This window comes from Streptomyces sp. NPDC057424, from assembly GCF_042803315.1.
Taxonomy (GTDB): domain Bacteria; phylum Actinomycetota; class Actinomycetes; order Streptomycetales; family Streptomycetaceae; genus Streptomyces.
Window position 1 is genome coordinate 1 of the sequence record NZ_JBHVCP010000011.1, and the last position, 21975, is coordinate 21975.

At 70.7% G+C, this 21975-nt stretch carries 20 protein-coding genes; 9 read left to right on the forward strand and 11 right to left on the reverse strand.

The window, feature by feature from the left end; translation table 11 throughout:
- Positions 1 to 61: 61 nt before the first annotated feature.
- Positions 62 to 928 (reverse strand): hypothetical protein, encoded by an 867-nt coding sequence (locus tag ACFU3E_RS12025; protein WP_384155295.1) that lies wholly within the window; start codon positions 926 to 928, stop codon positions 62 to 64.
- A 656-nt stretch (positions 929 to 1584) separates the two neighbouring features.
- Here ACFU3E_RS12025 and ACFU3E_RS12030 point away from each other — a divergent pair.
- The 5 genes from ACFU3E_RS12030 to cseC all read left to right on the forward strand — a co-directional run bounded on the left by ACFU3E_RS12030 (position 1585) and on the right by cseC (position 6192).
- The gene (locus ACFU3E_RS12030; RefSeq protein WP_384155298.1) at positions 1585 to 2526 is read left to right on the forward strand and encodes an A/G-specific adenine glycosylase; all 942 of its coding nucleotides are present in this window, start codon (positions 1585 to 1587) and stop codon (positions 2524 to 2526) included.
- A 284-nt stretch (positions 2527 to 2810) separates the two neighbouring features.
- Entirely contained in the window at positions 2811 to 3350 is a 540-nt protein-coding gene (locus tag ACFU3E_RS12035; protein WP_030251439.1) for a SigE family RNA polymerase sigma factor, read from the forward strand.
- A complete protein-coding gene (locus ACFU3E_RS12040; RefSeq protein WP_384155301.1) occupies positions 3338 to 3991 on the forward strand; it encodes a hypothetical protein in 654 nt (217 codons plus the stop codon). The genes ACFU3E_RS12035 and ACFU3E_RS12040 overlap by 13 nt, the downstream gene beginning before the upstream one ends.
- Positions 3992 to 4120: 129 nt before the next feature.
- Positions 4121 to 4822, forward strand: coding sequence for a two-component system response regulator CseB (gene cseB, locus ACFU3E_RS12045; RefSeq protein WP_384155305.1), 702 nt, complete (start codon positions 4121 to 4123; stop codon positions 4820 to 4822).
- A gap of 14 nt (positions 4823 to 4836) precedes the next feature.
- The gene (gene cseC, locus ACFU3E_RS12050) at positions 4837 to 6192 is read left to right on the forward strand and encodes a two-component system sensor histidine kinase CseC (RefSeq protein WP_384155309.1); all 1356 of its coding nucleotides are present in this window, start codon (positions 4837 to 4839) and stop codon (positions 6190 to 6192) included.
- 160 nt (positions 6193 to 6352) lie between these two features.
- Here the strand turns inward: cseC and ACFU3E_RS12055 are convergent, their stop codons facing one another.
- A complete protein-coding gene (locus ACFU3E_RS12055; protein WP_384155312.1) occupies positions 6353 to 7936 on the reverse strand; it encodes an MDR family MFS transporter in 1584 nt (527 codons plus the stop codon).
- Positions 7937 to 8058: 122 nt separating this feature from the next.
- On the opposite strand from ACFU3E_RS12055, the gene ACFU3E_RS12060 reads away from it, so the two are divergent.
- Positions 8059 to 8655, forward strand: coding sequence for a TetR/AcrR family transcriptional regulator (locus tag ACFU3E_RS12060; protein ID WP_384155315.1), 597 nt, complete (start codon positions 8059 to 8061; stop codon positions 8653 to 8655).
- A gap of 18 nt (positions 8656 to 8673) precedes the next feature.
- Here the strand turns inward: ACFU3E_RS12060 and ACFU3E_RS12065 are convergent, their stop codons facing one another.
- Positions 8674 to 9402, reverse strand: coding sequence for a M23 family metallopeptidase (locus ACFU3E_RS12065; RefSeq protein WP_384155318.1), 729 nt, complete (start codon positions 9400 to 9402; stop codon positions 8674 to 8676).
- Positions 9403 to 9842: 440 nt separating this feature from the next.
- On the opposite strand from ACFU3E_RS12065, the gene ACFU3E_RS12070 reads away from it, so the two are divergent.
- Together ACFU3E_RS12070 and ACFU3E_RS12075 are read left to right on the forward strand one after the other, a co-directional pair.
- On the forward strand, positions 9843 to 10478 hold the full coding sequence (locus ACFU3E_RS12070; RefSeq protein WP_384155321.1) for an HAD family acid phosphatase: 636 nt from the start codon (positions 9843 to 9845) through the stop codon (positions 10476 to 10478).
- A 60-nt stretch (positions 10479 to 10538) separates the two neighbouring features.
- Positions 10539 to 13601, forward strand: coding sequence for an NACHT domain-containing protein (locus tag ACFU3E_RS12075; protein ID WP_384155324.1), 3063 nt, complete (start codon positions 10539 to 10541; stop codon positions 13599 to 13601).
- Between the two features lie 65 nt (positions 13602 to 13666).
- On the opposite strand, the gene ACFU3E_RS12080 is transcribed toward ACFU3E_RS12075, so the two are convergent.
- Positions 13667 to 16192, reverse strand: coding sequence for an ATP-dependent Clp protease ATP-binding subunit (locus ACFU3E_RS12080; protein ID WP_384155327.1), 2526 nt, complete (start codon positions 16190 to 16192; stop codon positions 13667 to 13669).
- 430 nt (positions 16193 to 16622) lie between these two features.
- On the opposite strand from ACFU3E_RS12080, the gene ACFU3E_RS12085 reads away from it, so the two are divergent.
- Positions 16623 to 17318, forward strand: coding sequence for an SCO3374 family protein (locus ACFU3E_RS12085; protein ID WP_384155330.1), 696 nt, complete (start codon positions 16623 to 16625; stop codon positions 17316 to 17318).
- A gap of 9 nt (positions 17319 to 17327) precedes the next feature.
- Here ACFU3E_RS12085 and ACFU3E_RS12090 read toward each other — a convergent pair whose 3' ends face one another.
- From ACFU3E_RS12090 to nadC, 7 genes are all read right to left on the reverse strand, one after another.
- Positions 17328 to 17663, reverse strand: coding sequence for an Lsr2 family protein (locus ACFU3E_RS12090; RefSeq protein ID WP_094057033.1), 336 nt, complete (start codon positions 17661 to 17663; stop codon positions 17328 to 17330).
- 266 nt (positions 17664 to 17929) lie between these two features.
- Positions 17930 to 18463, reverse strand: a complete 534-nt coding sequence (locus tag ACFU3E_RS12095) for an amino-acid N-acetyltransferase (RefSeq protein ID WP_384155333.1) — start codon at positions 18461 to 18463, stop codon at positions 17930 to 17932.
- Between the two features lie 9 nt (positions 18464 to 18472).
- A complete protein-coding gene (locus tag ACFU3E_RS12100; RefSeq protein ID WP_384155678.1) occupies positions 18473 to 18910 on the reverse strand; it encodes a BlaI/MecI/CopY family transcriptional regulator in 438 nt (145 codons plus the stop codon).
- A 182-nt stretch (positions 18911 to 19092) separates the two neighbouring features.
- Positions 19093 to 19281, reverse strand: coding sequence for a hypothetical protein (locus tag ACFU3E_RS12105; RefSeq protein WP_384155336.1), 189 nt, complete (start codon positions 19279 to 19281; stop codon positions 19093 to 19095).
- Between the two features lie 18 nt (positions 19282 to 19299).
- On the reverse strand, positions 19300 to 19926 hold the full coding sequence (locus tag ACFU3E_RS12110) for a hypothetical protein (RefSeq protein ID WP_384155681.1): 627 nt from the start codon (positions 19924 to 19926) through the stop codon (positions 19300 to 19302).
- Positions 19927 to 20188: 262 nt separating this feature from the next.
- Positions 20189 to 20986, reverse strand: coding sequence for a type III pantothenate kinase (locus tag ACFU3E_RS12115; RefSeq protein WP_384155339.1), 798 nt, complete (start codon positions 20984 to 20986; stop codon positions 20189 to 20191).
- Between the two features lie 14 nt (positions 20987 to 21000).
- Entirely contained in the window at positions 21001 to 21975 is a 975-nt protein-coding gene (gene nadC / locus ACFU3E_RS12120; protein WP_384155342.1) for a carboxylating nicotinate-nucleotide diphosphorylase, read from the reverse strand.

Here is a 21975-nt window from a genome sequence, read left to right on the forward strand (position 1 = left end):
GAACGCGAGAGGGCGGTATCCCAGGCGGGGTACCGCCCTCTCGCGTTCCGGCCGGGCCGTCCTAGTCGGCCGACAGCACGAACGACGTCTGCACCTTCGCGAAGCCGGGAGCCTTGGCTTCCACCAGGTATGTGCCCGACCCGGCCGAGCCCGCCGGAGGCGTGGCGCACTCGGGGACGCTCGGCTTGCGGTCCCACTTCACGGTGTAGGTGATGCCGCTGCCGGCGGCGACCCGGTACAGCTGGTGCGCGGCGGCCTTGGGGCAGTCCTCGGAGGACCAGTAGTCGTCGTCGCTGCTCGCCGGGGCGATCGTGAACACCGCGTTCTTCGGCCCGAGATCGATCTTGCAGTCGCTGCCGGAGACGTTCCGCGCGGTCAGCAGGAACGTGGGCGTCTGCTCGGGGTCGTAGGTGTTGTGCCGGCTGCGCAGGCTGAACTTCACTGCGCTCGCGGTGCAGTTGGGCAGGGTGGAACCGGCCGGCAGGGTGTCGCCCGCGCCGACGCCGCCGGCGGTGCCGCTCCCCGAGCCGCCGGAGGCGCCCGACCCCTCGGAACCGCCCGAGCCGCCGGACCCGGAGCCGTCGCCGGAGCCGGAACCGGAACCAGAGCCGGAACCGTTCCCGGAGCCGTCTCCCGAGCCGTTCCCGGAGCCGCCTCCCGAACCGCCGGAACCCTCGTCGCCCGACTCGTCGCGTCCGCCGGGCGCTTGGCTGATGGCCGGGCCCGAACTCGACGGGCCGGGCGTGATGGAGGGCGCGGGATTCTTGCCGTTGGCGCCGTTGTCGCTGTCCTTGCCGCCTCCGCCGCCCATCGTCACGATCCAGGTGGTCAGCAGCGCCAACACGGCGACCACAGACACCAGTACGACCCTCCGACGCCAGTAGATGGAGGAGGGAAGCGGCCCGACCGGATTGCGCAGAGATCCCACGGCGCAAACCTTACGAGAGATCGGCGCGTTCGCCGGTCCCACCCGCCGCTCGGGGGCACAACTTTTCCGGATCATCATTCCGGAAATCTGGTTCCCGCCCTGGTCTTTCGCCGGTACGGGACGCGATGATCGCCGGGTGTGACGATATCGGCTTGCCGCCTACCGTCCGTGACCATGACCTGCCAGGACGCGTGCCTGCCGCGCGGTCGCCGACTTCGCGCAGGACGCCCCGGTGTGGGTACAGCGCGGGGCCGGGACGCGGACGGAGGCCTGACTGCTCGTCTCTGCCGTGCTGTTCACCGCCGGGCGGTGCCGTGCCCGCCGTGACAACCCCGCGCCTTCGCGAGAGCGGCCCTTGCACCTCTGGCCACGGCTGTGGCGCGTGTGGACCGGTGCCGGGACGGCGCCCTTTCCTCCGTACGATACGCCCGCGCGCCGCTGAGCCGGGCCGCACGGCGCACCGCCGGTCCGGAACGCCCGCGCGGCCCGGGTGAACCGGCCTCGGTGGAAAGAGCATTGGGGATGACCGAGGAAGCCGAGGCAGCGTGCAGTCACGATCAGCCGCTCGAACAAGAAGGGCCGATCGTCGGGTAACCGCCCCGGTGGGGTGGCGGTGTGCCCGATTCGGTGGCTCTGCGTGGCACCATCGAGAAGCCATGACTGCTCCCGTGAAGCCCCCGCACCCCATCCCCGCCCCCGCCGACACCCCCTCCGGGCCGCCCTCCGGAGAGAACCTGCACTCCCCCGTCATCGACTGGTTCGGCGAACACGCCCGTGACCTGCCGTGGCGGCGCCCCGAGGCCGGGGCGTGGGGGGTGATGGTCAGTGAGTTCATGCTGCAGCAGACGCCGGTGAACCGCGTCCTGCCCGTCTACGAGCAGTGGCTGGAGCGCTGGCCGCGCCCCGCCGACCTGGCCAAGGAGGCGCCCGGTGAGGCCGTCCGCGCCTGGGGCCGGCTCGGCTACCCGCGCCGTGCGCTGCGGCTGCACGGCGCCGCCGTCGCCATAACGGAACGGCACGGCGGTGACGTACCGGCCGACCACGCCCAGCTGCTGGCGCTGCCCGGCATCGGGGAGTACACGGCTGCCGCCGTCGCCTCCTTCGCCTACGGACAGCGGCACCCGGTGCTGGACACCAATGTGCGCCGGGTGTTCGCCCGCGCGGTGACAGGCGTGCGGTACCCGCCGAACGCCACCACCGCCGCCGAGCGCAAGCTGGCCCGCGCACTGCTGCCCGAGGACGAGCCGACCGCGGCCCGCTGGGCCGCCGCCTCCATGGAGCTGGGCGCGCTGGTGTGCACGGCGAAGAGCGAGTCGTGCCACCGCTGCCCGATCGCCGCGCAGTGTGCGTGGCGGCTGGCGGGCAAGCCGGAGCACGACGGACCGCCGCGCCGCGGCCAGACCTACGCGGGCACCGACCGGCAGGTGCGCGGGCGGCTGCTGGCCGTGCTGCGGGAGGCCCACGGGCCCGTGCCGCAGGCCGCCCTGGACCGGGTGTGGCACGAGCCGGTGCAGCGGGCCCGCGCCCTGGACGGTCTCGTCTCCGACGGTCTGGTGGAGCCGCTGGCGGGCGGTCTGTACCGGCTGCCTCTCACCTGACGTACAGAAACATCACAGGCGCTGACCACTGCCCGTCACAGCACCCGCGATGGACAAATCACCCCGAACCCACCCCAACACCCGCACCGCTCTCTCCCGTTCGGGCTTCCGTTACACAACCGACGGACAGCCGAGCGCTAGCCGCAGGCTGCTTCGGACAGCGCCGTGACAACGCCTCCGTAGCTTCGGACACGTCCCCGGAAGACACGGGACGACTGAAGACCACAGGCAGTGCACGGGCGGCGGGGAGCCGGCCCGAACGGGGAAACGGGAGGCGGTTCACCATGGCGCAGGGCGAGGTGCTCGAGTTCGAGGAGTACGTCCGCACCCGGCAGGACGCGCTGCTGCGCAGTGCCCGCCGCCTGGTCCCGGACCCGACGGATGCGCAGGACCTGCTGCAGACGGCGCTGGTACGGACGTACGGCCGCTGGGAGACCATCGAGGACAAGCGGCTGGCCGACGCCTACCTGCGCCGGGTGATGATCAACACCCGCACGGAATGGTGGCGGGCGCGGAAGCTGGAGGAGGTCCCGACCGAGCAGCTCCCGGACGCCTCGGTCGACGACGCCACCGAGCAGCACGCGGACCGCGCCCTGCTCATGGACATCCTGAAGGTGCTCGCCCCGAAGCAGCGCAGTGTCGTGGTGCTGCGACACTGGGAGCAGATGTCCACGGAGGAGACGGCCGCCGCCCTCGGTATGTCGGCCGGAACGGTCAAGAGCACGCTGCACCGGGCGCTCGCCCGGCTCCGCGAGGAGCTGGAGTCCCGCGATCTGGACGCACGCGCGCTGGAGCGTGAGGAGCGGGAGCGGTGCGCGGCCTGACCGGCGAGGGTTCTGCACGGACCCGGGGCAGTATCCAGGCGGTGAGCGCGGCACTGGCCGTGCCCACCGCCCTCGCCCTTTTGGTGTCCGGGTGCGGTGCCGGCGGGACCGGCGCCCGTGACGAGGGCCCGGCGCACGCCGACTCGGTGACGGGTTCCGCCGCCACCCCGTCCGCCGCGCCGTCGAAGTCGCCCGACCCCGTGAACGCGGTCAAGCTCGTCAAGGACGACCCGAAGGTCGCGCCCGAGGTGAAGCGTGATCTGAAGCCGTGTGTGGCCGACGAGTACCCGGTCGACGTCTCCTACGGCAATCTGACCTCGGGCTCCGCCGACGACGTCGTCGTCAACGTGCTGACCTGCGGTGACGCGGTGGGCGTCGGCAGTTATGTGTATCGCGAGCAGGACGGCTCGTACGAGAACGTGTTCAAGGCCGAGGAACCGCCGGTCTACGCGGAGATCGACCGCGGCGACCTGGTGGTGACCAAGCAGGTGTACGACAAGGGCGACCCGGTGTCGAGCCCCTCCGGTGAGAACGTGATCACGTACAGATGGACCTCGGGCCGCTTCGCCGAGAAGTACCGCACGCACAACGACTACGGGAAGGTCGCCGGCGACAGCGCGACGCCGGAGCCCGCGAGCTGACGCGGGCGCGGGACCGCGTGAACCGATCGGGCCGCTCGCACCGATCCCCCGGTGAACGCATCGCACGGACCGTGCGTCCCAGCAGAGAGAACGCACCCCCACGGACCACGAAGGACTGAGAGCACCGGGATGGCAGACCAGACCCACGTCCTGTTCGTCGAGGACGACGACGTCATCCGTGAGGCCACGCAGCTCGCCCTGGAACGGGACGGCTTCGTGGTCACCGCCATGCCCGACGGGCTGTCGGGCCTGGAGGCGTTCCGGGCGGACCGGCCCGACATCGCGCTGCTGGACGTCATGGTTCCCGGCCTCGACGGGGTGAGCCTGTGCCGCCGCATCCGCGACGAGTCGACGGTTCCGGTGATCATGCTGTCGGCGCGGGCCGACTCCATCGACGTCGTGCTGGGCCTGGAGGCGGGCGCCGACGACTATGTGACCAAGCCGTTCGACGGTGCCGTCCTGGTCGCCCGGATCCGCGCGGTGCTGCGCCGCTTCGGGCACGCGGGCGGCGGCCGGGGCGAGGAGCCGGCCGCCCCGGCCGACGGCGCGGTGCTGGTCTTCGGGGACCTGGAGGTCGACACCGAGGGCATGGAGGTCCGCCGTGCCGGGCAGCCGGTGGCACTGACGCCGACGGAGATGCGGCTGCTGCTGGAGTTCTCCTCCGCGCCGGGCACGGTGCTCTCCCGCGACAAGCTGCTGGAGCGGGTGTGGGACTACGGCTGGGGCGGGGACACCCGCGTCGTCGACGTGCATGTGCAGCGGCTGCGGCAGAAGATCGGCCAGGACCGGATCGAGACGGTCCGTGGCTTCGGCTACAAGTTGAAGGCCTGAGCAGGGGCAGGGGTATGAGGGGGCACTTCCGGCGCCTGGTCGCCGCTGGCTTGGAGCGTGCGGGCATCCGTACGGGCCTCAGATGGAAACTGAGCGCGGCCATCGCACTGGTGGGCGCGCTGGTGGCGATCGCCCTGAGCCTCGTCGTGCACAACGCCGCCCGGGTCTCGATGCTGGACAACGCGCGCGACCTCGCCGACGAGCGGATCATGATCGCCCAGCGGAACTTCGAGCTGTCCGGGCGGATGAACTTCCCCAACACCAAGATCAACGACCCGGATCTGCCGCCCGCGCTGCGGGACCGGGTCGAGGCGGGCCAGCGGGCGACCTACGTGGCCGACGGGCCGGGTGACGTGCCCGACATATGGGCCGCCGTGCCGCTGAAGAACGGGCAGGTGATGTCGCTGCACTCGGGCTTCACCGACCGCAGCTCGGACATCCTCCAGGACCTCGACCAGGCCCTGCTCATCGGGTCGATCGCGGTGGTCCTCGGGGGCAGCGCGCTCGGGGTGCTCATCGGCGGGCATCTCTCGCGGCGGCTGCGCAAGGCGGCCATCGCGGCGGGCCAGCTCGCGGGCGGCGGGACGGACGTGCGCGTGCGGGACGCCATGGGCGGGATCGTGCGGGACGAGACGGACGACCTGGCGAGCGCGGTGGACGCCATGGCGGACGCGCTGCGGCAGCGCATCGAGGCCGAGCGGCGGGTCACCGCCGACATCGCGCACGAGCTGCGCACCCCGGTGACCGGACTGCTGACCGCCGCGGAACTGCTGCCGCCCGGGCGCCCGACCGAGCTGGTGCTGGACCGGGCGAAGGCCATGCGCACGCTGGTCGAGGACGTGCTGGAGGTGGCCCGGCTGGACGGGGCCTCCGAGCGGGCGGAGCTGCAGGACATCATGCTGGGCGAGTTCGTCGCCCGGCGGGTGGCGGCCAAGGATCCGGCCGTCGAGGTGCGCGTCGTGCACGAGTCGGAGGTCACCACCGACCCGCGCCGCCTGGAGCGCGTCCTGTTCAACCTGCTGGCCAACGCGGCCCGGCACGGCAAGCCGCCCATCGAGGTCGGCGTCGAGGGCCGGGTCATCCGGGTGCGCGATCACGGCCCGGGCTTCCCCGAGGACCTGCTCGCCGAGGGGCCCAGCCGCTTCCGCACCGGCAGCGTGGACCGGGCCGGGCACGGCCACGGACTCGGCCTGACCATCGCGGCCGGTCAGGCCCGGGTGCTGGGCGCCCGGCTGACCTTCCGCAATGTCCGCACCCCCGGGTCGCCGGAGCATCTGCCGGCCGAGGGCGCGGTCGCCGTGCTGTGGCTGCCGGAGCACGCGCCGACGAACACGGGGAGCTACCCGGTGCTGCCGGGGCCGGGAGCGTAGGGCGGGGAGTTCCGCATCAGCAGGACCGGTCCTGGCCGGTGTCGAGGCCGCCCCCACCCCTTCTGTCCTGACGGACCTCGAAGTCCCTCGCACCCCTTGAGGCGGGGTGGTGCGACGGCCACCACGACTCGAGCACTCCCGGGGGCCACGCGCGGCGCGGTCAGACGGTCTCGGCCACGGGCGGCTGCGCCGCCGGGGCCTCCGGCTCGCCCGCCTCCTTCGGCTCCGCTCCCTTCAGCGGCACCTCCTTCACGAACACGGCCGCCGCGAGTGCGACCACCGCGACCACCGCGCCGAGCAGGAACGCCGAGTGGGTGCCGGCGGAGACCGCGTGCTGGTAGGCCTCCCGGGCCAGCACCGGCAGCTTCTCCAGACTCTTCGCGTCGAGCTGCGCCGACTGCTCGGTCACCTTGGAGCCCAGTGCCCCGGCCCGCTCCGTCATGACGTCCTGGACGCGGTGGTTGAACAGCGCGCCCATGATCGCGACGCCGAAGGAGGAGCCGAGGGTGCGGAAGAGCGTCGTGGACGAGGACGCGACGCCCATGTCCTTCATCTCCACGCTGTTCTGCGCGACCAGCATGGTGATCTGCATCAGACAGCCCATGCCGAGCCCGACCACGGCCATGAAGATCCCGGACGTCAGACGGGACGTCCCGGTGTCCATCGTGGACAGCAGGTACAGCCCGACGATCATCAGCGCGCTGCCGACGACCGGGAAGACCTTGTACCTGCCGGTGTTCGTGGTAACCCGGCCGGCGACCATCGAGGTCACGAGCATCGCACCCAGCATCGGCAGGAGCAGCAGCCCGGAGTTCGTCGCGGAAGCACCCTGCACGGACTGCTGGTACAGCGGCAGGAAGAGCGTGGCCCCGAACATCACGAAGCCGGTGATGAAGCCGATGACCGACATCAGGGTGAAGTTGAGGCTGCGGAAGATGTGCAGCGGCAGCACCGGCTCGGCGGCCCTGGTCTGCCAGAACACGAACCCGACGAGCGCGGCGACCCCGATGCCGATCAGCTCCATGATCCGCGCGGAGCTCCAGGCGTACTCCGTGCCGCCCCATGTCGTCACCAGCACGATCGCGGTGATGCCGACGGTCAGCAGCGCGGCGCCCAGGTAGTCGATCCGCGCCTCGGTGCGCTTCCTCGGCAGGTGCAGCACGGCACTGACGGCGACGAGCGCGACCGCGCCGAGCGGAAGGTTGACGTAGAAGGCCCAGCGCCAGCCCCAGTTGTCGGTGATCGTGCCGCCGACCAGCGGACCGCCGATCATCGCCAGCGCCATGACACCGGCCATCATGCCCTGGTACTTGCCGCGCTCCCGGGGCGGGACGAGGTCACCGATGATCGCCATGACGCCGACCATCAGACCGCCGGCACCGAGGCCCTGCACGGCACGGAAGCCGATCAGCTCGCCCATGTCCTGGGCCATGCCGCTGAGCGCGGAGCCGATCAGGAAGAGGACGATGGACGACAGGAACGTGCCCTTGCGGCCGTACATGTCGCCGAGCTTGCCCCACAGCGGGGTGGAGGCGGCGGTCGCGAGCGTGTAGGCGGTGACGACCCAGGAGAGGTGTTCGAGTCCGCCGAGCTCACCGACGATCGTCGGCATCGCCGTACCGATGATCATGTTGTCGAGCATCGCGAGCATCATGGCGATCATCAGCGCGAGCAGCACCACCCGCACGCTCTTCGGCTGTTTCCCCCCGGGCTCGGCCGCCGGTGTGTCCATCGTGTCCGTCATCGCTTCCCGTTCCCCCACTACCGCCACTTACTTGCCGACCGGCTAGTGAATACACTCGGAAGCTAGCCGCGGAACTAGCCGGGCGTCAAGTAAGTTTTATGGAAAGCGGGCGGCGTAGGAGGATGGGCGGCACCATGGACGGCACCAGGCAGCGGCGCCGCGGGAACACCCGCCGGCGCATCCAGGACGTGGCCCTCGACCTCTTCGCGGAGCAGGGCTACGAGAAGACGTCCCTGCGCGAGATCGCCGAGCACCTGGACGTCACCAAAGCGGCGCTCTACTACCACTTCAAGACGAAGGAAGAGATCCTCGTCAGCATCTTCGAGGACCTCACCCAGCCGATCGAGGACCTGATCGAGTGGGGCCGGCGGCAGCCGCACACCCTCGCCACCAAGCAGGAGATCGTCCGCCGCTACGCCGACACGCTCGCCGAGGCGGCCCCGCTGTTCCGCTTCATGCACGAGAACCAGGCGACGGTACGGGACCTGCGGATCGGCGAGTCCTTCAAGGAGCGCATCCGCAGCCTGCGCGACATCATCGTCGACACCGACGCGGGCCTGGTCGACCAGGTCCGCTGCGTCAGCGCCCTGTTCACGCTGCACGCCGGGATGTTCCTGCTCCAGGACCTGGAAGGCGACCCCGAGGAGAAGCACAAAGCCGTCCTCGAGGTCGCCACGGACCTGGTGACCCGGGCCCACCGGGGAGCCGGGGGCTCCTAGGAGGTCAGGCCGGGCGGGTCAGACCTTCACGCCCTTGGCGCGCAGGAACTTCACCGGGTCGACGGCCGAGCCGTAGTTCGGGGTCGTACGGATCTCGAAGTGCAGGTGCGGACCGCTGGAGTTGCCGGTGTTGCCGGACTTGGCGATCTCCTGGCCGGTCTTGACGATCTGGCCGACCCGCACGGTGACCTTCGACAGATGGGCGTACTGGGAGTACGTGCCGTTGCCGTGCTTGATCACGACGGCGTTGCCGTACGCGGGACCGTCACCGGCGCCGTTGCCGCCGGCCTTGACCACGGTGCCGCCGTGCGTGGCGACGACCTGGGTGCCGCTCGGCACGGCGAAGTCCTGACCGCTGTGGGTGGACTGCCACATGCCGCCGTTCTGGGCGAAGCTCGCGGAGAGCTTGTACTTCTTCACCGGGTCGACCCAGGACGGCTTGGCCTTCTTGGCGGCGGCCTTCTTGACGGCGGCCTTCTTGACGGCGGCCTTCTTCTCGGCCGCCTTCTTCGCGGCGGCGGCCTTGGCGGCCTTCTCGGCCTTCACGGCCTCGGCCTTGGCGGCCTTGGCCTGGGCGGCGGCCTGCGCCTGGACGGCACTGGCGGCACCGGACGCGGCCGTGGTGTCGGCGGCGGACGCGACCCCGGCTCCCAGTGCGACCGAGACACCAAGGCCGGCGGCCAGCACGGTCGCACGGGTGCGGAGCTGGGACGTACGGGAAGAACGGGACGTGACGCGCTGGGACATCGAAACCTCGTATGGAAGGGGACAGAGAAAACCACCCGGCGCACAGACGCTCGCCGCATGGCCATCCCTTGGTAACCCGAAGCCCGACAAACTCCCAAAAGCGTGATCTACGACGCTAGTTAGTAATTTGGTCCAGTGTTCTACGTCTCTTGACACAGCAGTCATTCAGGACGAATCAGGACACTGGCCCGCACTTCCCCTCACACTCCGAGGCGCGAATCCCTTTTCTCCCGGTCCGTTATCCACTATTCCAGCTAGTAACGGACATATCGCCTGTGCGCCATGTCACCGGGGGCCCTCTTCGGCCATTCCGGAAATGTGGCGCACGCCTCTAGGCGCCTACCGTCCGGTAACCCTACGGTTCCCCTCGCGCCACCCTCGAGCACAAGCATGCACACGACATGTTGGCAGCGTCACGGACGTGAGAGGACCCCCACGACATGCAGAACCGACGCCCCTGGTTGCGCCGCGCATCAGTGACCGCCGTCTCGGCGGCAGCCCTCGTGGCAATGGCCGCACCGGCCGACGCGGCGACCGCCACCCGGGCCTCCACGGCCGCCGCCACCGCGGCCACCACCGCGGACGTCGACTACGGCACCTGGCAGAAGGACTGCCAGGCCGTGATGGACCAGGCGCTGCCCTACCTGAAGCAGCGGATCGCGGCCACGAAGCCGGGCGAGAAGCAGGCGATCGTCCTCGACATCGACAACACCGCTCTGGAGACGGACTTCGGCTTCAGCTACCCGCAACCGGCCAACAAGCCGGTCCTGGAGGCCGCCAGATACGCGCAGGAACGCGGCGTCGCCCTCTTCTTCGTGACCGCCCGGCCGGACATCATCGCCTCGTTCACCCAGTACAACCTGAAGCAGACCGGCTACCAGGTCTCGGGGCTCTACGTCCGCAACTTCATCGACCTCTTCAAGAACGTCGCCGAGTACAAGACGGCCCAGCGCGTCGACATCGAACGCAAGGGTTACACGATCATCGCGAACATCGGCAACAGCAGCACCGACCTCTCGGGCGGCCACGCCGAGAAGACCTACAAACTGCCGGACTACGACGGGCAGCTCTCCTGACCCACCTGGTCAACTGCGGGTAGTCTCACCCCCGTTCAGGCGATCACGGGGGTGAGGCGGTTGGATCCGACGGTACTCGGCGGCAAGCTGGCGTCCGCGCTGGTGACCCCGCTGCTGAAGAAGCTCTTCCGCCCGGACGGACCGGGAGCGGGCCTCGTCGACAAGCCCGTACGCCTGTCCGCTCTCGTGTCCTTCCGGGGCGAGAAACGCACCCTGGACGAGCGGGACGTCCAGAATCTCGCGGCGCAGCTCGTGGCCCAGGCGGTGGACTCCCCCGGTGAGCCGCCCTTCCCGCCCGACGAGCGGATCGCGGTCACCGACACCCTGGCCCGCAGGCTGCTCGCCCTCGGCGACCTCGACATGGACGACGTCCAGGCGGTCCGCCTGGGCCACCGCGAACTGGCCAAGAAGCTGCTCTACGCGGCCCCGGCACCCGACGGGCTGTCCGTGGACTCCTGCCACTTCCTCGATCACGCGACGGAGTGGGCGTGCCTGAACATCCTGGAGTTCTTCACCCGCCGCTCCACCTTCGTCGCCCGCTCCCTCGTCGAGCAGACCCGCGGCCAGGCCGAACTGATCGCCAAGGTCGACGAGCTGCTCATCCGCACACCCCGCCCGTACGCCAGCGACGCCGCCTTCGAACGCCGCTACCGGCCGTACGTCGCCGAGCGCCACAACCACATCACCATCTACGGAATCGACCTGCGGGACTCCCCGGACCGCTGGCCGCTGGAAGTCGCCTACCTCAGCCTGGAGGCGACGAGCGGCGAGCGGACCGGCGTATCCGACGCGCCGCCGGGCGAGCACACGGGCGCCGCCACCGCCACCGTCCGGCTGCCCGCCGAGGAGGCCCTGAGCAGCCACGACCGGGTCTTGCTGCGCGGCGACGCCGGCTCCGGCAAGACCACCCTCGTGCAGTGGCTGGCGGTGACCGCCGCCCGGGACGCGGCCCGCATCCCGTTCGTCCTCCCCCTGCGCACCCTGGTCCGCTCGGGCGCGCTCCCCGCACCCACGGCCTTCCTCACGGCGGTGGGCTGCCCCCTCGCCCCGCCGGAGGGCTGGACGGAACGCGTCCTGACCGCCGGACGCGGGCTGATCCTGGTCGACGGCCTGGACGAGATCCCGGCCTCCGACCGGCACCGCACCCGCGACTGGCTGCTCGCCCTGATCCACGCCTTCCCCGGCAACCACTGGCTGCTGACCTCACGTCCCACAGCCGTACGCCCCGACTGGCTGGCCACCGAGGGCTTCCGGGAACTGACCCTCGCCCCGATGCGCCGCGCCGACGTGACGACGTTCGTCCACCGCTGGCACGCGGCCGCGCGGGCACCCGAGTACGAGACCCAGCTCCTGGACGCCCTGCGCACCAAACGGGACCTGGCCCGCCTCGCCACCAACCCCCTGATGTGCGGGCTGATCTGCGCCCTCCACCGGGAGCGGCGGGGCTACCTCCCCACCGGCCGCAAGGAGCTGTACGACGCCGCCCTCGCGATGCTGCTGGCACGCCGTGACCGGGAGCGGGGCATGGGCGCGGTGGACGGCGTCGAGCTGGGCGAGGAGGCCCAGCTGGAGGTGCTCCAGCGCCTCGCCTACGCGCTGGTGCTGAGCGGCAACACGGAAATGGACCTGGAGACGGCCGAGGGCATCGTGGCCCGCTGTCTGCCGGTCATCGCGCCCGGGCCGGGCCAGGGTGACGCGGAGGCGGTGCTGCGCACGCTCCTGCTCCGCAGCGGCCTGCTCCGCCGGCCCGGCGAGGGCGTCGTCGACTTCGTCCACCGCACCTTCCAGGACTACCTGGGCGCCCGGTACGCCGTCGAGGAGGGGCACCTGGACGTCCTCGCCGGCCACGCGGGCGACAGCCTCTGGGAGGACGTGATCCGCATGGCGGTCGCGCACGCCCGGCCCCGGGAACGAGCGACCCTGCTCCGCCGGCTGCTGGCCGAGGGCACCCCGCGGCTGACCCTCCTCGCCCTGGCCTGCCTCGAACACGCCGCGGCCCTGGACCCCGGGGTGCGGGCGGAGGTGGAGGAACGGGCCGGGTCGCTCGTTCCGCCGCGTACGACGGAGGAGGCGAAGGCCCTCGCGGAGGCGGGCCCGCTGGTCCTGGAGCTGCTGCCCGGGCCGGAGGGACTCACCGCCCAGGAGGCCCACGGCGTCGCCGTCACCGCCTCACTGCTCGGGGCCGAGGAGAACGAGGGCGCCCTGGCGGTGCTGCGCCGCTTCCGCGAGCATCCGGACCTCGACGTACGGCGTCAGCTGGCCGGCACCTGGAGCCGCTTCGACACGCGCGAGTACGCGATCGAGGTGCTCGACCACCTGGAGCGGGACGGCCTCTCCCTGGTCTGCGAGTCGGCCGAGCAGCGGACGGCGCTCCGCTCGATGCGCCCCTGGCAGAAGCTGCGGTTCGACGGCCCGCTCACCGCGGCCGGCCTCATCGACTGCATCCCCGAGCCCTCCGAGGTCCGGCTTCTGCACCTGCGGAACAACCCGGACCTCGGGCACCTGGGGGAGCTACGGGCGTTCCGGTCTCTGACCTCTCTGTGGCTTCAGCGCTGCCCGGACGCCGAGGGCCTGTCGAGCCTGGCGGACCTGCCGCTCACCGACCTGTCGGTCATCGACCGCGGCGCGGACCTCGCCGGGCTGGGGTCGCTGACGCTGCTCACGCGGCTCTCCATCGCCCAGAGCCTTCCGGGGGACGTCCTCACCGACGTCCTCCCCGTGGAGGCGCCCCTGCTGAGTCTCTTCCTGGGGGCGGGGTCCATCCGCTCGACGGGGCTGCGCGGCCTGGCCCGGTGGCCCACGCTCCAGTCCCTCGCCTTCGGCGTGTCCGGCGGGCAGCGCCTCGGTGCCGAGGACTGGTCCGAGGTGGCCGGCCTCCCGTCGCTCACGACGCTGTCGCTCTACGGGCAGCCCGAGGCCTACGCGCACGACGCCATGCCGGAGCTGCCCGGCGTACGGGATCTTCAGTTCCTCGCCGACCCACCGCCCCCGGAAGCGCTGCGGGTCCTCGCCTCGCGCCTGCCGGCAGTGCGCACCGTGGGCGTCGCCACTGCGCTCAGCAGCACCGAACCCCTCGATCCCTATGCCGAGCTCTTCCCCACCGCCGAGATCTTCCGCATCTGACCCCGGACACGGGAAAGGGGCCGGTGCCCCGGAAGGCACCGGCCCCTTTCACTCGGCCGTGACGCTTACGCGTCCTTGCTCAGGTTCGGACCCGAGCCGCCGGCCGCCTGCTCGATCGGCGGGACGTCCGGGAGAGCCGCCTTCTCCTCACCGCGGAAGGTGAAGGTCTTGGCGTCGCCCTCGCCCTCCGTGTCCACGACCACGATGTGACCGGGGCGCAGCTCGCCGAAGAGGATCTTCTCCGACAGCGAGTCCTCGATCTCGCGCTGGATGGTGCGACGCAGCGGACGCGCACCCAGCACCGGGTCGTAGCCCTTCTGGGACAGCAGCTCCTTGGCGGACTGGGAGAGCTCGATGCCCATGTCCCGGTCCTTCAGGCGCTCGTCCACCTTGCCGATCATCAGGTCGACGATCTTGAGGATGTCGCCCTGGCTGAGCTGCGGGAAGACGACCACGTCGTCGACGCGGTTGAGGAACTCGGGCCGGAAGTGCTGCTTGAGCTCGTCCGAGACCTTGTTCTTCATGCGCTCGTAGTTGGACTTCGTGTCGCCCTGGGCCGCGAAGCCCAGGTTGAAGCCCTTGGAGATGTCCCGGGTGCCGAGGTTGGTCGTCATGATGATGACCGTGTTCTTGAAGTCCACGACCCGGCCCTGGGAGTCGGTCAGGCGACCGTCCTCCAGGATCTGCAGCAGCGAGTTGAAGATGTCCGGGTGGGCCTTCTCGACCTCGTCGAAGAGGACGACCGAGAACGGCTTGCGGCGGACCTTCTCGGTCAGCTGGCCGCCCTCCTCGTAGCCCACGTAGCCGGGGGGCGAACCGAAGAGACGCGAGACCGTGTGCTTCTCGCTGAACTCCGACATGTCGAGGGAGATCAGCGCGTCCTCGTCGCCGAAGAGGAACTCGGCGAGCGCCTTGGACAGCTCGGTCTTACCGACACCGGAGGGGCCGGCGAAGATGAACGAGCCACCGGGGCGCTTCGGGTCCTTCAGACCGGCACGCGTACGGCGGATCGCCTTCGACAGCGCCTTGACGGCGTCGTTCTGGCCGATGACCCGCTTGTGGAGCTCGTCCTCCATGCGCAGCAGGCGGGAGGACTCCTCCTCGGTCAGCTTGAAGACCGGGATGCCCGTGGCCGTGGCGAGGACCTCGGCGATCAGCTCGCCGTCGACCTCGGCGACGACGTCCATGTCGCCGGCCTTCCACTCCTTCTCCCGCTTGGCCTTGGCGGCGAGGAGCTGCTTCTCCTTGTCGCGCAGGGAGGCGGCCTTCTCGAAGTCCTGCGAGTCGATCGCGGACTCCTTGTCGCGGCGGACGCCGGCGATCTTCTCGTCGAACTCGCGCAGGTCCGGCGGCGCGGTCATCCGGCGGATGCGCATCCGGGAGCCGGCCTCGTCGATCAGGTCGATCGCCTTGTCCGGCAGGAAGCGGTCCGAGATGTACCGGTCGGCCAGGGTGGCGGCCTGGACCAGCGCCTCGTCCGTGATGGAGACGCGGTGGTGGGCCTCGTACCGGTCGCGGAGACCCTTGAGGATCTCGATCGTGTGCGGCAGGGACGGCTCCGCGACCTGGATGGGCTGGAAGCGGCGCTCGAGAGCGGCGTCCTTCTCCAGGTGCTTGCGGTACTCGTCCAGCGTGGTGGCACCGATGGTCTGCAGCTCACCGCGGGCCAGCATCGGCTTCAGGATCGAAGCCGCGTCGATGGCGCCCTCGGCGGCACCCGCACCGACCAGCGTGTGCAGCTCGTCGATGAACAGGATGATGTCGCCGCGGGTGCGGATCTCCTTGAGGACCTTCTTCAGGCGCTCCTCGAAGTCACCGCGGTAGCGGGAGCCGGCGACCAGGGCGCCGAGGTCCAGGGTGTAGAGGTGCTTGTCCTTGAGGGTCTCGGGCACCTCGCCCTTGACGATGGCCTGGGCGAGGCCCTCGACGACGGCGGTCTTGCCGACGCCGGGCTCACCGATCAGCACCGGGTTGTTCTTCGTACGGCGGGACAGCACCTGCATGACCCGCTCGATCTCCTTCTCGCGCCCGATGACCGGGTCGAGCTTGGACTCACGAGCGGCCTGGGTGAGGTTCCGGCCGAACTGGTCGAGGACCAGGGACGTGGAGGGGGTGCCCTCGGCAGGACCGCCGGCGGTGGCGGTCTCCTTGCCCTGGTAGCCGGAGAGCAGCTGGATCACCTGCTGCCGCACCCGGTTCAGATCTGCGCCCAGCTTGACGAGGACCTGGGCGGCGACGCCCTCGCCCTCGCGGATCAGGCCGAGCAGGATGTGCTCCGTGCCGATGTAGTTGTGGCCCAGCTGAAGGGCCTCGCGGAGCGACAGCTCCAGGACCTTCTTGGCACGGGGGGTGAAGGGGATGTGGCCGGACGGGGCCTGCTGGCCCTGGCCGATGATCTCCTCCACCTGCTGGCGGACCGCCTCGAGCGAAATCCCGAGGCTCTCAAGGGCCTTGGCGGCGACACCTTCACCCTCGTGGATCAGGCCCAGGAGGATGTGCTCAGTGCCGATGTAGTTGTGGTTGAGCATCCGGGCTTCTTCCTGAGCCAGGACGACAACCCGCCGCGCGCGGTCGGTGAACCTCTCGAACATCGTTAATCGCTCCTCAGAGCGGTCAGGCAGTGGGGGGAACTTCCCCTCCCTGTCCTTCCGCAGCTTAGTCCCGCGAGCGGGGACCGCTCATTCCAACTGCCGACACCGTCCTTGGCCTCCTGACCCCGAACGCCGACATCTGCTCCAACCCGATGGTGCGAGACGATGTTCCCGCAGGCCAGGCAGATACCCCACTCGCCAGTACGCCGATGGCGAACGTGAGACGGCCTTTCCTGCGTGTCGCCCCCTCCCACTAGGGATGTCTTACCCGTAGGGACCGGAAGTCCATGCCGGGCGCCCCTGTTCCCTCCGCTACGGGCGAACAACCTTGCGCCTCCCCGCACCCCCCGCACGCCCCCGTTCCGCGACGTTGCGCACTCGCGACGCCACTCAGCGTAACCCGCAGGCCTTTCCGGCTGTTGCACTTGGCATGTTCGGCACCCATCGGCCCGTGATCGCATCCTCGGCCCCGCTCGTCCCACTCCCCCGCCGGCCGCTCGACCCGGCCGGCGCGAGCGGTCAGGTCCGGCGGTGGTACGAGAACGAACTGGAGTGGCCGACGGTGCCCGGCGATCCGCTGCGGCTGGTGGTGGGGGTGCGCTACGACGTCCTGGACGTGCCGGCGGAGGCGGGGCACGCGGCGCTGCGGCGCTCGGCGCCGGGCTCTCCCGTCGCCTTGCACGGCGACCGGATGCTGCTTCTGGTGGCCGCGGGCAGCGCGGAGGAGCTTCCCGGGCTGCTGGAGTGGCTCGACTGGGGGTCCCTGCCGCTGGGCCTGGTGGCGATCGGTGCGGGCGGCCTCATGGAGGCGCCGTCGCCGCCGGTGCCGGACACGGAGAGGGCAGCGCCGCCGGCGCGCGGGTCGAACGCCGCGGTGACCCCCGAGGCGGCTGTTCCGCCTGCTCCCTCGGGCCTGGTCGGTTCCCAGGGGGCCGCCGTGTGGCTGCGGCCCCCCGAGCCGGGATGCGAGGTCGAGACCTCGCTGCCGACGCTGTCGGCGCTGGGGGGCTGTGAGGACGCCCCCGATCTCGTGCGGCTGGTGAACACGGTGGCCACGCAGTGCCACCGGGTCCGGCTGCGGCGCGCGTGCGCCCAGCCACCGGCCTTGCGTGCGCAGGGTCGGTAGTGCCGCTGTTCAGCCGTTGGCCTTCTCGTAAGCCTCGCGGATGGTCGCGGGAACACGGCCGCGGTCGTTGACCTCGTAGCCGTTCTCCTTCGCCCAGGCGCGGATCGCCGCGGTGTCCTGGCTGCCGCTCGACGCGGCGCGCGTCTTTCCACGCCCGCCCGAAGCACGGCCTCCGGTACGACGACCGCCCTTCACGTAAGGCTCGAGAAGGCCACGGAGCTTGTCCGCATTGGCAGTGGTGAGATCGATCTCGTACGTCTTGCCGTCCAGCGCGAACGTCACGGTCTCGTCCGCCTCGCCACCGTCGAGGTCGTCGACAAGAAGGACCTGAACCTTCTGTGCCACCGGATTTCCTTTCATCGATATCTTCAGGGCCGGGGTGTGCCGGCGTCCGCCGTATCGCCGTCCCCTGTTATATGCAGTACTGCAGTACCTCGGAAAGCAAACCGCTTTTGCCGGAAAAACACAAACCCCCGGCAGAGACCGGCAGCCCCGGCTCGGTCCGGAAACGTGCGCGTTTCGGACATAGGGCACCAGGGAAGGGGCTGACACCGCGGAATATGCCTTGCCGAACCGGCCGGGCCCTCTAGCGGCCCACTCGCGCCCGCCGATCACAGATGCAGAAGCATCCGGCTGTTGCCCAAGGTGTTCGGTTTCACTCGTTCGAGTCCGAGGAACTCCGCGACGCCCTCGTCATAGGAACGCAGCAGCTCCGCGTAGACATCCGTGTCCACGGGCGTCTCACCGATCTCCACGAAGCCGTGCTTGGTGAAGAAGTCGACTTCGAAGGTCAGGCAGAAAACGCGGCGAACGCCGAGCCAGCGGGCGGTCTGCAGCAACTTCTCCAGCACGTGGTGCCCGACGCCCGCGCCCTGCAGGCCCGGCTTCACCGCGAGAGTACGGACTTCCGCCAGGTCTTCCCACATCACGTGCAGCGCACCGCAGCCGACGACCTCGGCGTTGTCGTCCCGTTCCGCGACCCAGAACTCCTGGATGTCCTCGTAAAGCGTCACCGTCGCTTTGTCGAGCAGGATGCCGCCGCGGACGTAGGCGTCAAGGAGGCGGCGCACGGCCGGGACATCGCTGGTGCGAGCCCGTCGGACGGTGATGGCTTTTGCGGTGGCTTCGGGGCTCTTCACGGGCATGACGGGACGCTATCGCCCGCCGTGGTCCCGAGTGGAGGCGGGGTTCTCCGGGGGGCCTTCCCGGGGTTCCGCGCGTTCGGCCCGTTCCGCGGATTCCGACGGTTCGGTCGGTTCCTGGGTTTCCGGGCCCTGGACGATGCGTACGGCATCGCTGAGAGACCGCCGCTGTTCCTCGCTCATCATGCCGAAGAAGGCGACGAGAGCGGCTGCCGGGTTGTCGCTCTGCGACCAGGCGTCGTTCATCAGGGCGGCCGCGTAGGCGGCACGGGTGGAGACGGCCTCATATCGATAGGCACGGCCTTCCGCCTCGCGGCGCACCCAGCCCTTCTGATGGAGATTGTCCAAAACGGTCATCACGGTGGTGTACGCGATGGACCGCTCCTTCTGAAGATCTTCCAGGACTTCCCGAACGGTCACCGGGCGGTTCCACTTCCACACCCGCGACATGACCGCGTCTTCGAGTTCTCCCAATGGGCGAGGCACAGCTCAGAACAATAGTGGGAGATCCCGGTAATGGCGTGGCGGACGTGCGCTTCACCGGCGAATGGGAACAAAAAGGGCGTACGGCTCGGAGTGCGGGCGCCGCGGGTGCGGGCTCGCCGAGTCGTACGCCCTGGGAGCGGGTGGGGTCAGGCCTCGGCCTTCGGGGACGTCGCGGTGGACTGACGGGCGCCCTCCACCCGCGCGAGGGCGGCGTCCACGACCGCGTCCTCCTTGGCCTTGTTGGCGCCACCCTGTGTCTTCACGATCACCCGGATCACGCCGATGAAGAAGACGGCCATGACGGCCGGGGGCAGGAGCGCGGAGACGTAGTCCATGGATCCAGGGTAGCCACGTCAGCCCGCGGCGAGCTGCCGGGGGTTCGAGGGGGGTGGCGGGGCCGGCTTGCGACGCGGGAAGACCTCGCCCGGGGTGGGGATCGGGCGGGAGGGCTTCGGGGTGCCGGGGGCGGGGGCCGGCGCCGGCTTGGGGGCGGGCGGCTTGCGGGCGGGCTTCTTCTCGGGCTGCTTCTCCGTACCGCCCCCGGCGGAGTGGCCGGTGGGGGCGCGGCGGCCCCCGGGGAGGGCCAGGAGGCGGGTGCGGGAACCGGGGACGGTGGCCGCGGGGGGAAGGGCTGTGGTGACGGGGGTGACCGCGCAGCGGTCCAGGAGGGCCGCTGCGGTGGGGTTGCCGCGCAGGGCGCGGAGGGCGGCGAGGTCGTCGGGCACGGGGCGGTAGCCGGCGCCCAGCGCCTCGTCCAGGAGGGCGAGGTAGCCGGCGGCGGTACCAGGGAGGGCGGCGCGGTACCGGCCCAGGTCGGCCACGAGGAAGGCACGCAGCCTGGCCCCCTCCCGCAGCGCCTCGTCGAGCGACTCTGCGAGACGGAGACAGTCCTGGACGTCGTCGGCCGAGGCGGGGGTGGGGTGGAGGGCGAGGGCGAGAGCGCGGCGGAGCACACGCAGCTCCTCCACGCCGAACGCCATGCCGCCGCGGGATCCGTATGGCGTGGGCATGCGGCGACGATACGCGCTAATCAGACAAATCTCGCATAGGGAGCGGGTGTGGCGTGCGGGACCACTCGTCCCGCCCAGGGGCTGTCGTCCGGATCAGGTCGCGGGGAATCGGCGGCGTCTCACCGGCGTGATCCGGACGGCAGGCCCTGCGGGATGCCGCGAGCGTGGCGTCCCACGGCGGGCGGCCACGTCCGCGACAGGGCCGGGCGGCCCCGCCCGGCCCCGCAGGGACTCACATGCGCGACACGTTCCGCTCGTACACCAGCCGCAGCCCGACCAGCGTCAGCCACGGCTCGTGCTCGTCGATCACCGACGACTCGCCCAGGACCATCGGTGCCAGCCCGCCCGTCGCGATGACGGTGACGTCGTCGGGGTCGTCCGACAGCTCGCGGGCCATGCGGCCGACCACGCCGTCGACCTGGCCGGCGAACCCGTAGATCACGCCGGACTGCATCGCCTCGACCGTGTTCTTGCCGATGACACTGCGCGGCCGGGCCACCTCGATCTTGCGGAGCTGGGCGCCGCGGACGCCCAGGGCCTCCACGGAGATCTCGATGCCGGGCGAGATGACCCCGCCGACGTACTCCCCTCGCGCGCTGACCGCGTCGAACGTCGTCGCCGTGCCGAAGTCGACGACGATGGCCGGGCCGCCGTAGAGCTCGACCGCCGCGACCGCGTTGATGATGCGGTCGGCGCCGACCTCCTTGGGGTTGTCCATGAGGATCGGCACGCCCGTCTTGACGCCCGGTTCGACGAGGATGGCGGGTACGTCGCCGTAGTAGCGCCGCGTCACCTCGCGGAGCTCGTGCAGCACCGAGGGGACGGTGGCGCAGATGGCGATGCCGTCGATGCCGTCGCCCAGTTCGTCGCCGAGGAGCGGGTGCATGCCCATCAGGCCCTGGAGGAGGACCGCCAGCTCGTCGGCGGTGCGGCGCGCGTCCGTGGAGATGCGCCAGTGTTCGACGATCTCGTCGCCGTCGAACAGTCCGAGCACGGTGTGGGTGTTTCCCACGTCGATCGTCAGCAGCATGGCCCGTACCGCCCCTACTCCGCCGGCCGCAGGTCGAGGCCGATGTCCAGGATCGGCGAGGAGTGCGTGAGGGCCCCGACGGCCAGGTAGTCGACGCCGGTGTCCGCGTACGCCCCGGCGTTGGCGAGGGTGAGGCGGCCCGAGGCCTCCAGGGCGGCGCGGCCCTGGACGATCGCGACGGCCTCCTCGCACTCGCCCGGCGTGAAGTTGTCCAGCAGGATCAGGTCGGCGCCGGCGTCCAGGACCTCGCGGAGCTGGTGCAGGGTGTCGACCTCGACCTCGACGGGGACGTCGGGGAAGCGTTCGCGTACCGCCTGGAAGGCCTGGGCGACGCCGCCCGCGGCGACCACGTGGTTGTCCTTGACGAGGGCCGCGTCCGAGAGGGACATGCGGTGGTTGACGCCGCCGCCGCAGCGGACCGCGTACTTCTCCAGCGAGCGCAGGCCCGGCGTGGTCTTGCGGGTGTCGCGGACCCTGGCCTTCGTGCCGTCCAGGACGTCCGCCCACGCGCGCGTCGCCGTCGCGATGCCCGACAGGCGGCACAGGATGTTCAGCGCGCTGCGCTCGGCCGTGAGGAGGTCGCGGGTGCGGGTGGTGACGGAGAGGAGCTTCTGGCCCGCTGCGACACGGTCGCCGTCCTCCGCGTGGCGCTCGATCTCCAGTTCCTCCTCGCAGACCACCGAGATGACCGCCTCGGCGACGCGCAGGCCGGCCACCGTGCCCGCCTCGCGTGCGGTGAAGTCGGCCGTGGCCACCGCGTCCTCGGGGATGGTCGCCACCGTCGTCACGTCCACGCCGTGCGCCAGGTCCTCCTGGAGGGCCACGTTGGCGATGTCCTCGACCTCGACGGGGTCGAGTCCGGCCTCGGCCAGGAGCTGGGCGAGTGCGGGGTCCAGGCCGCACTCCAGGTATGCCTCGTCGTCCGCGCCACAGGCGCAGCCGTCTCCGCAGCCTCCGGAGGAGGCGAGGGGAAGGTCGGGGGTGCTCAC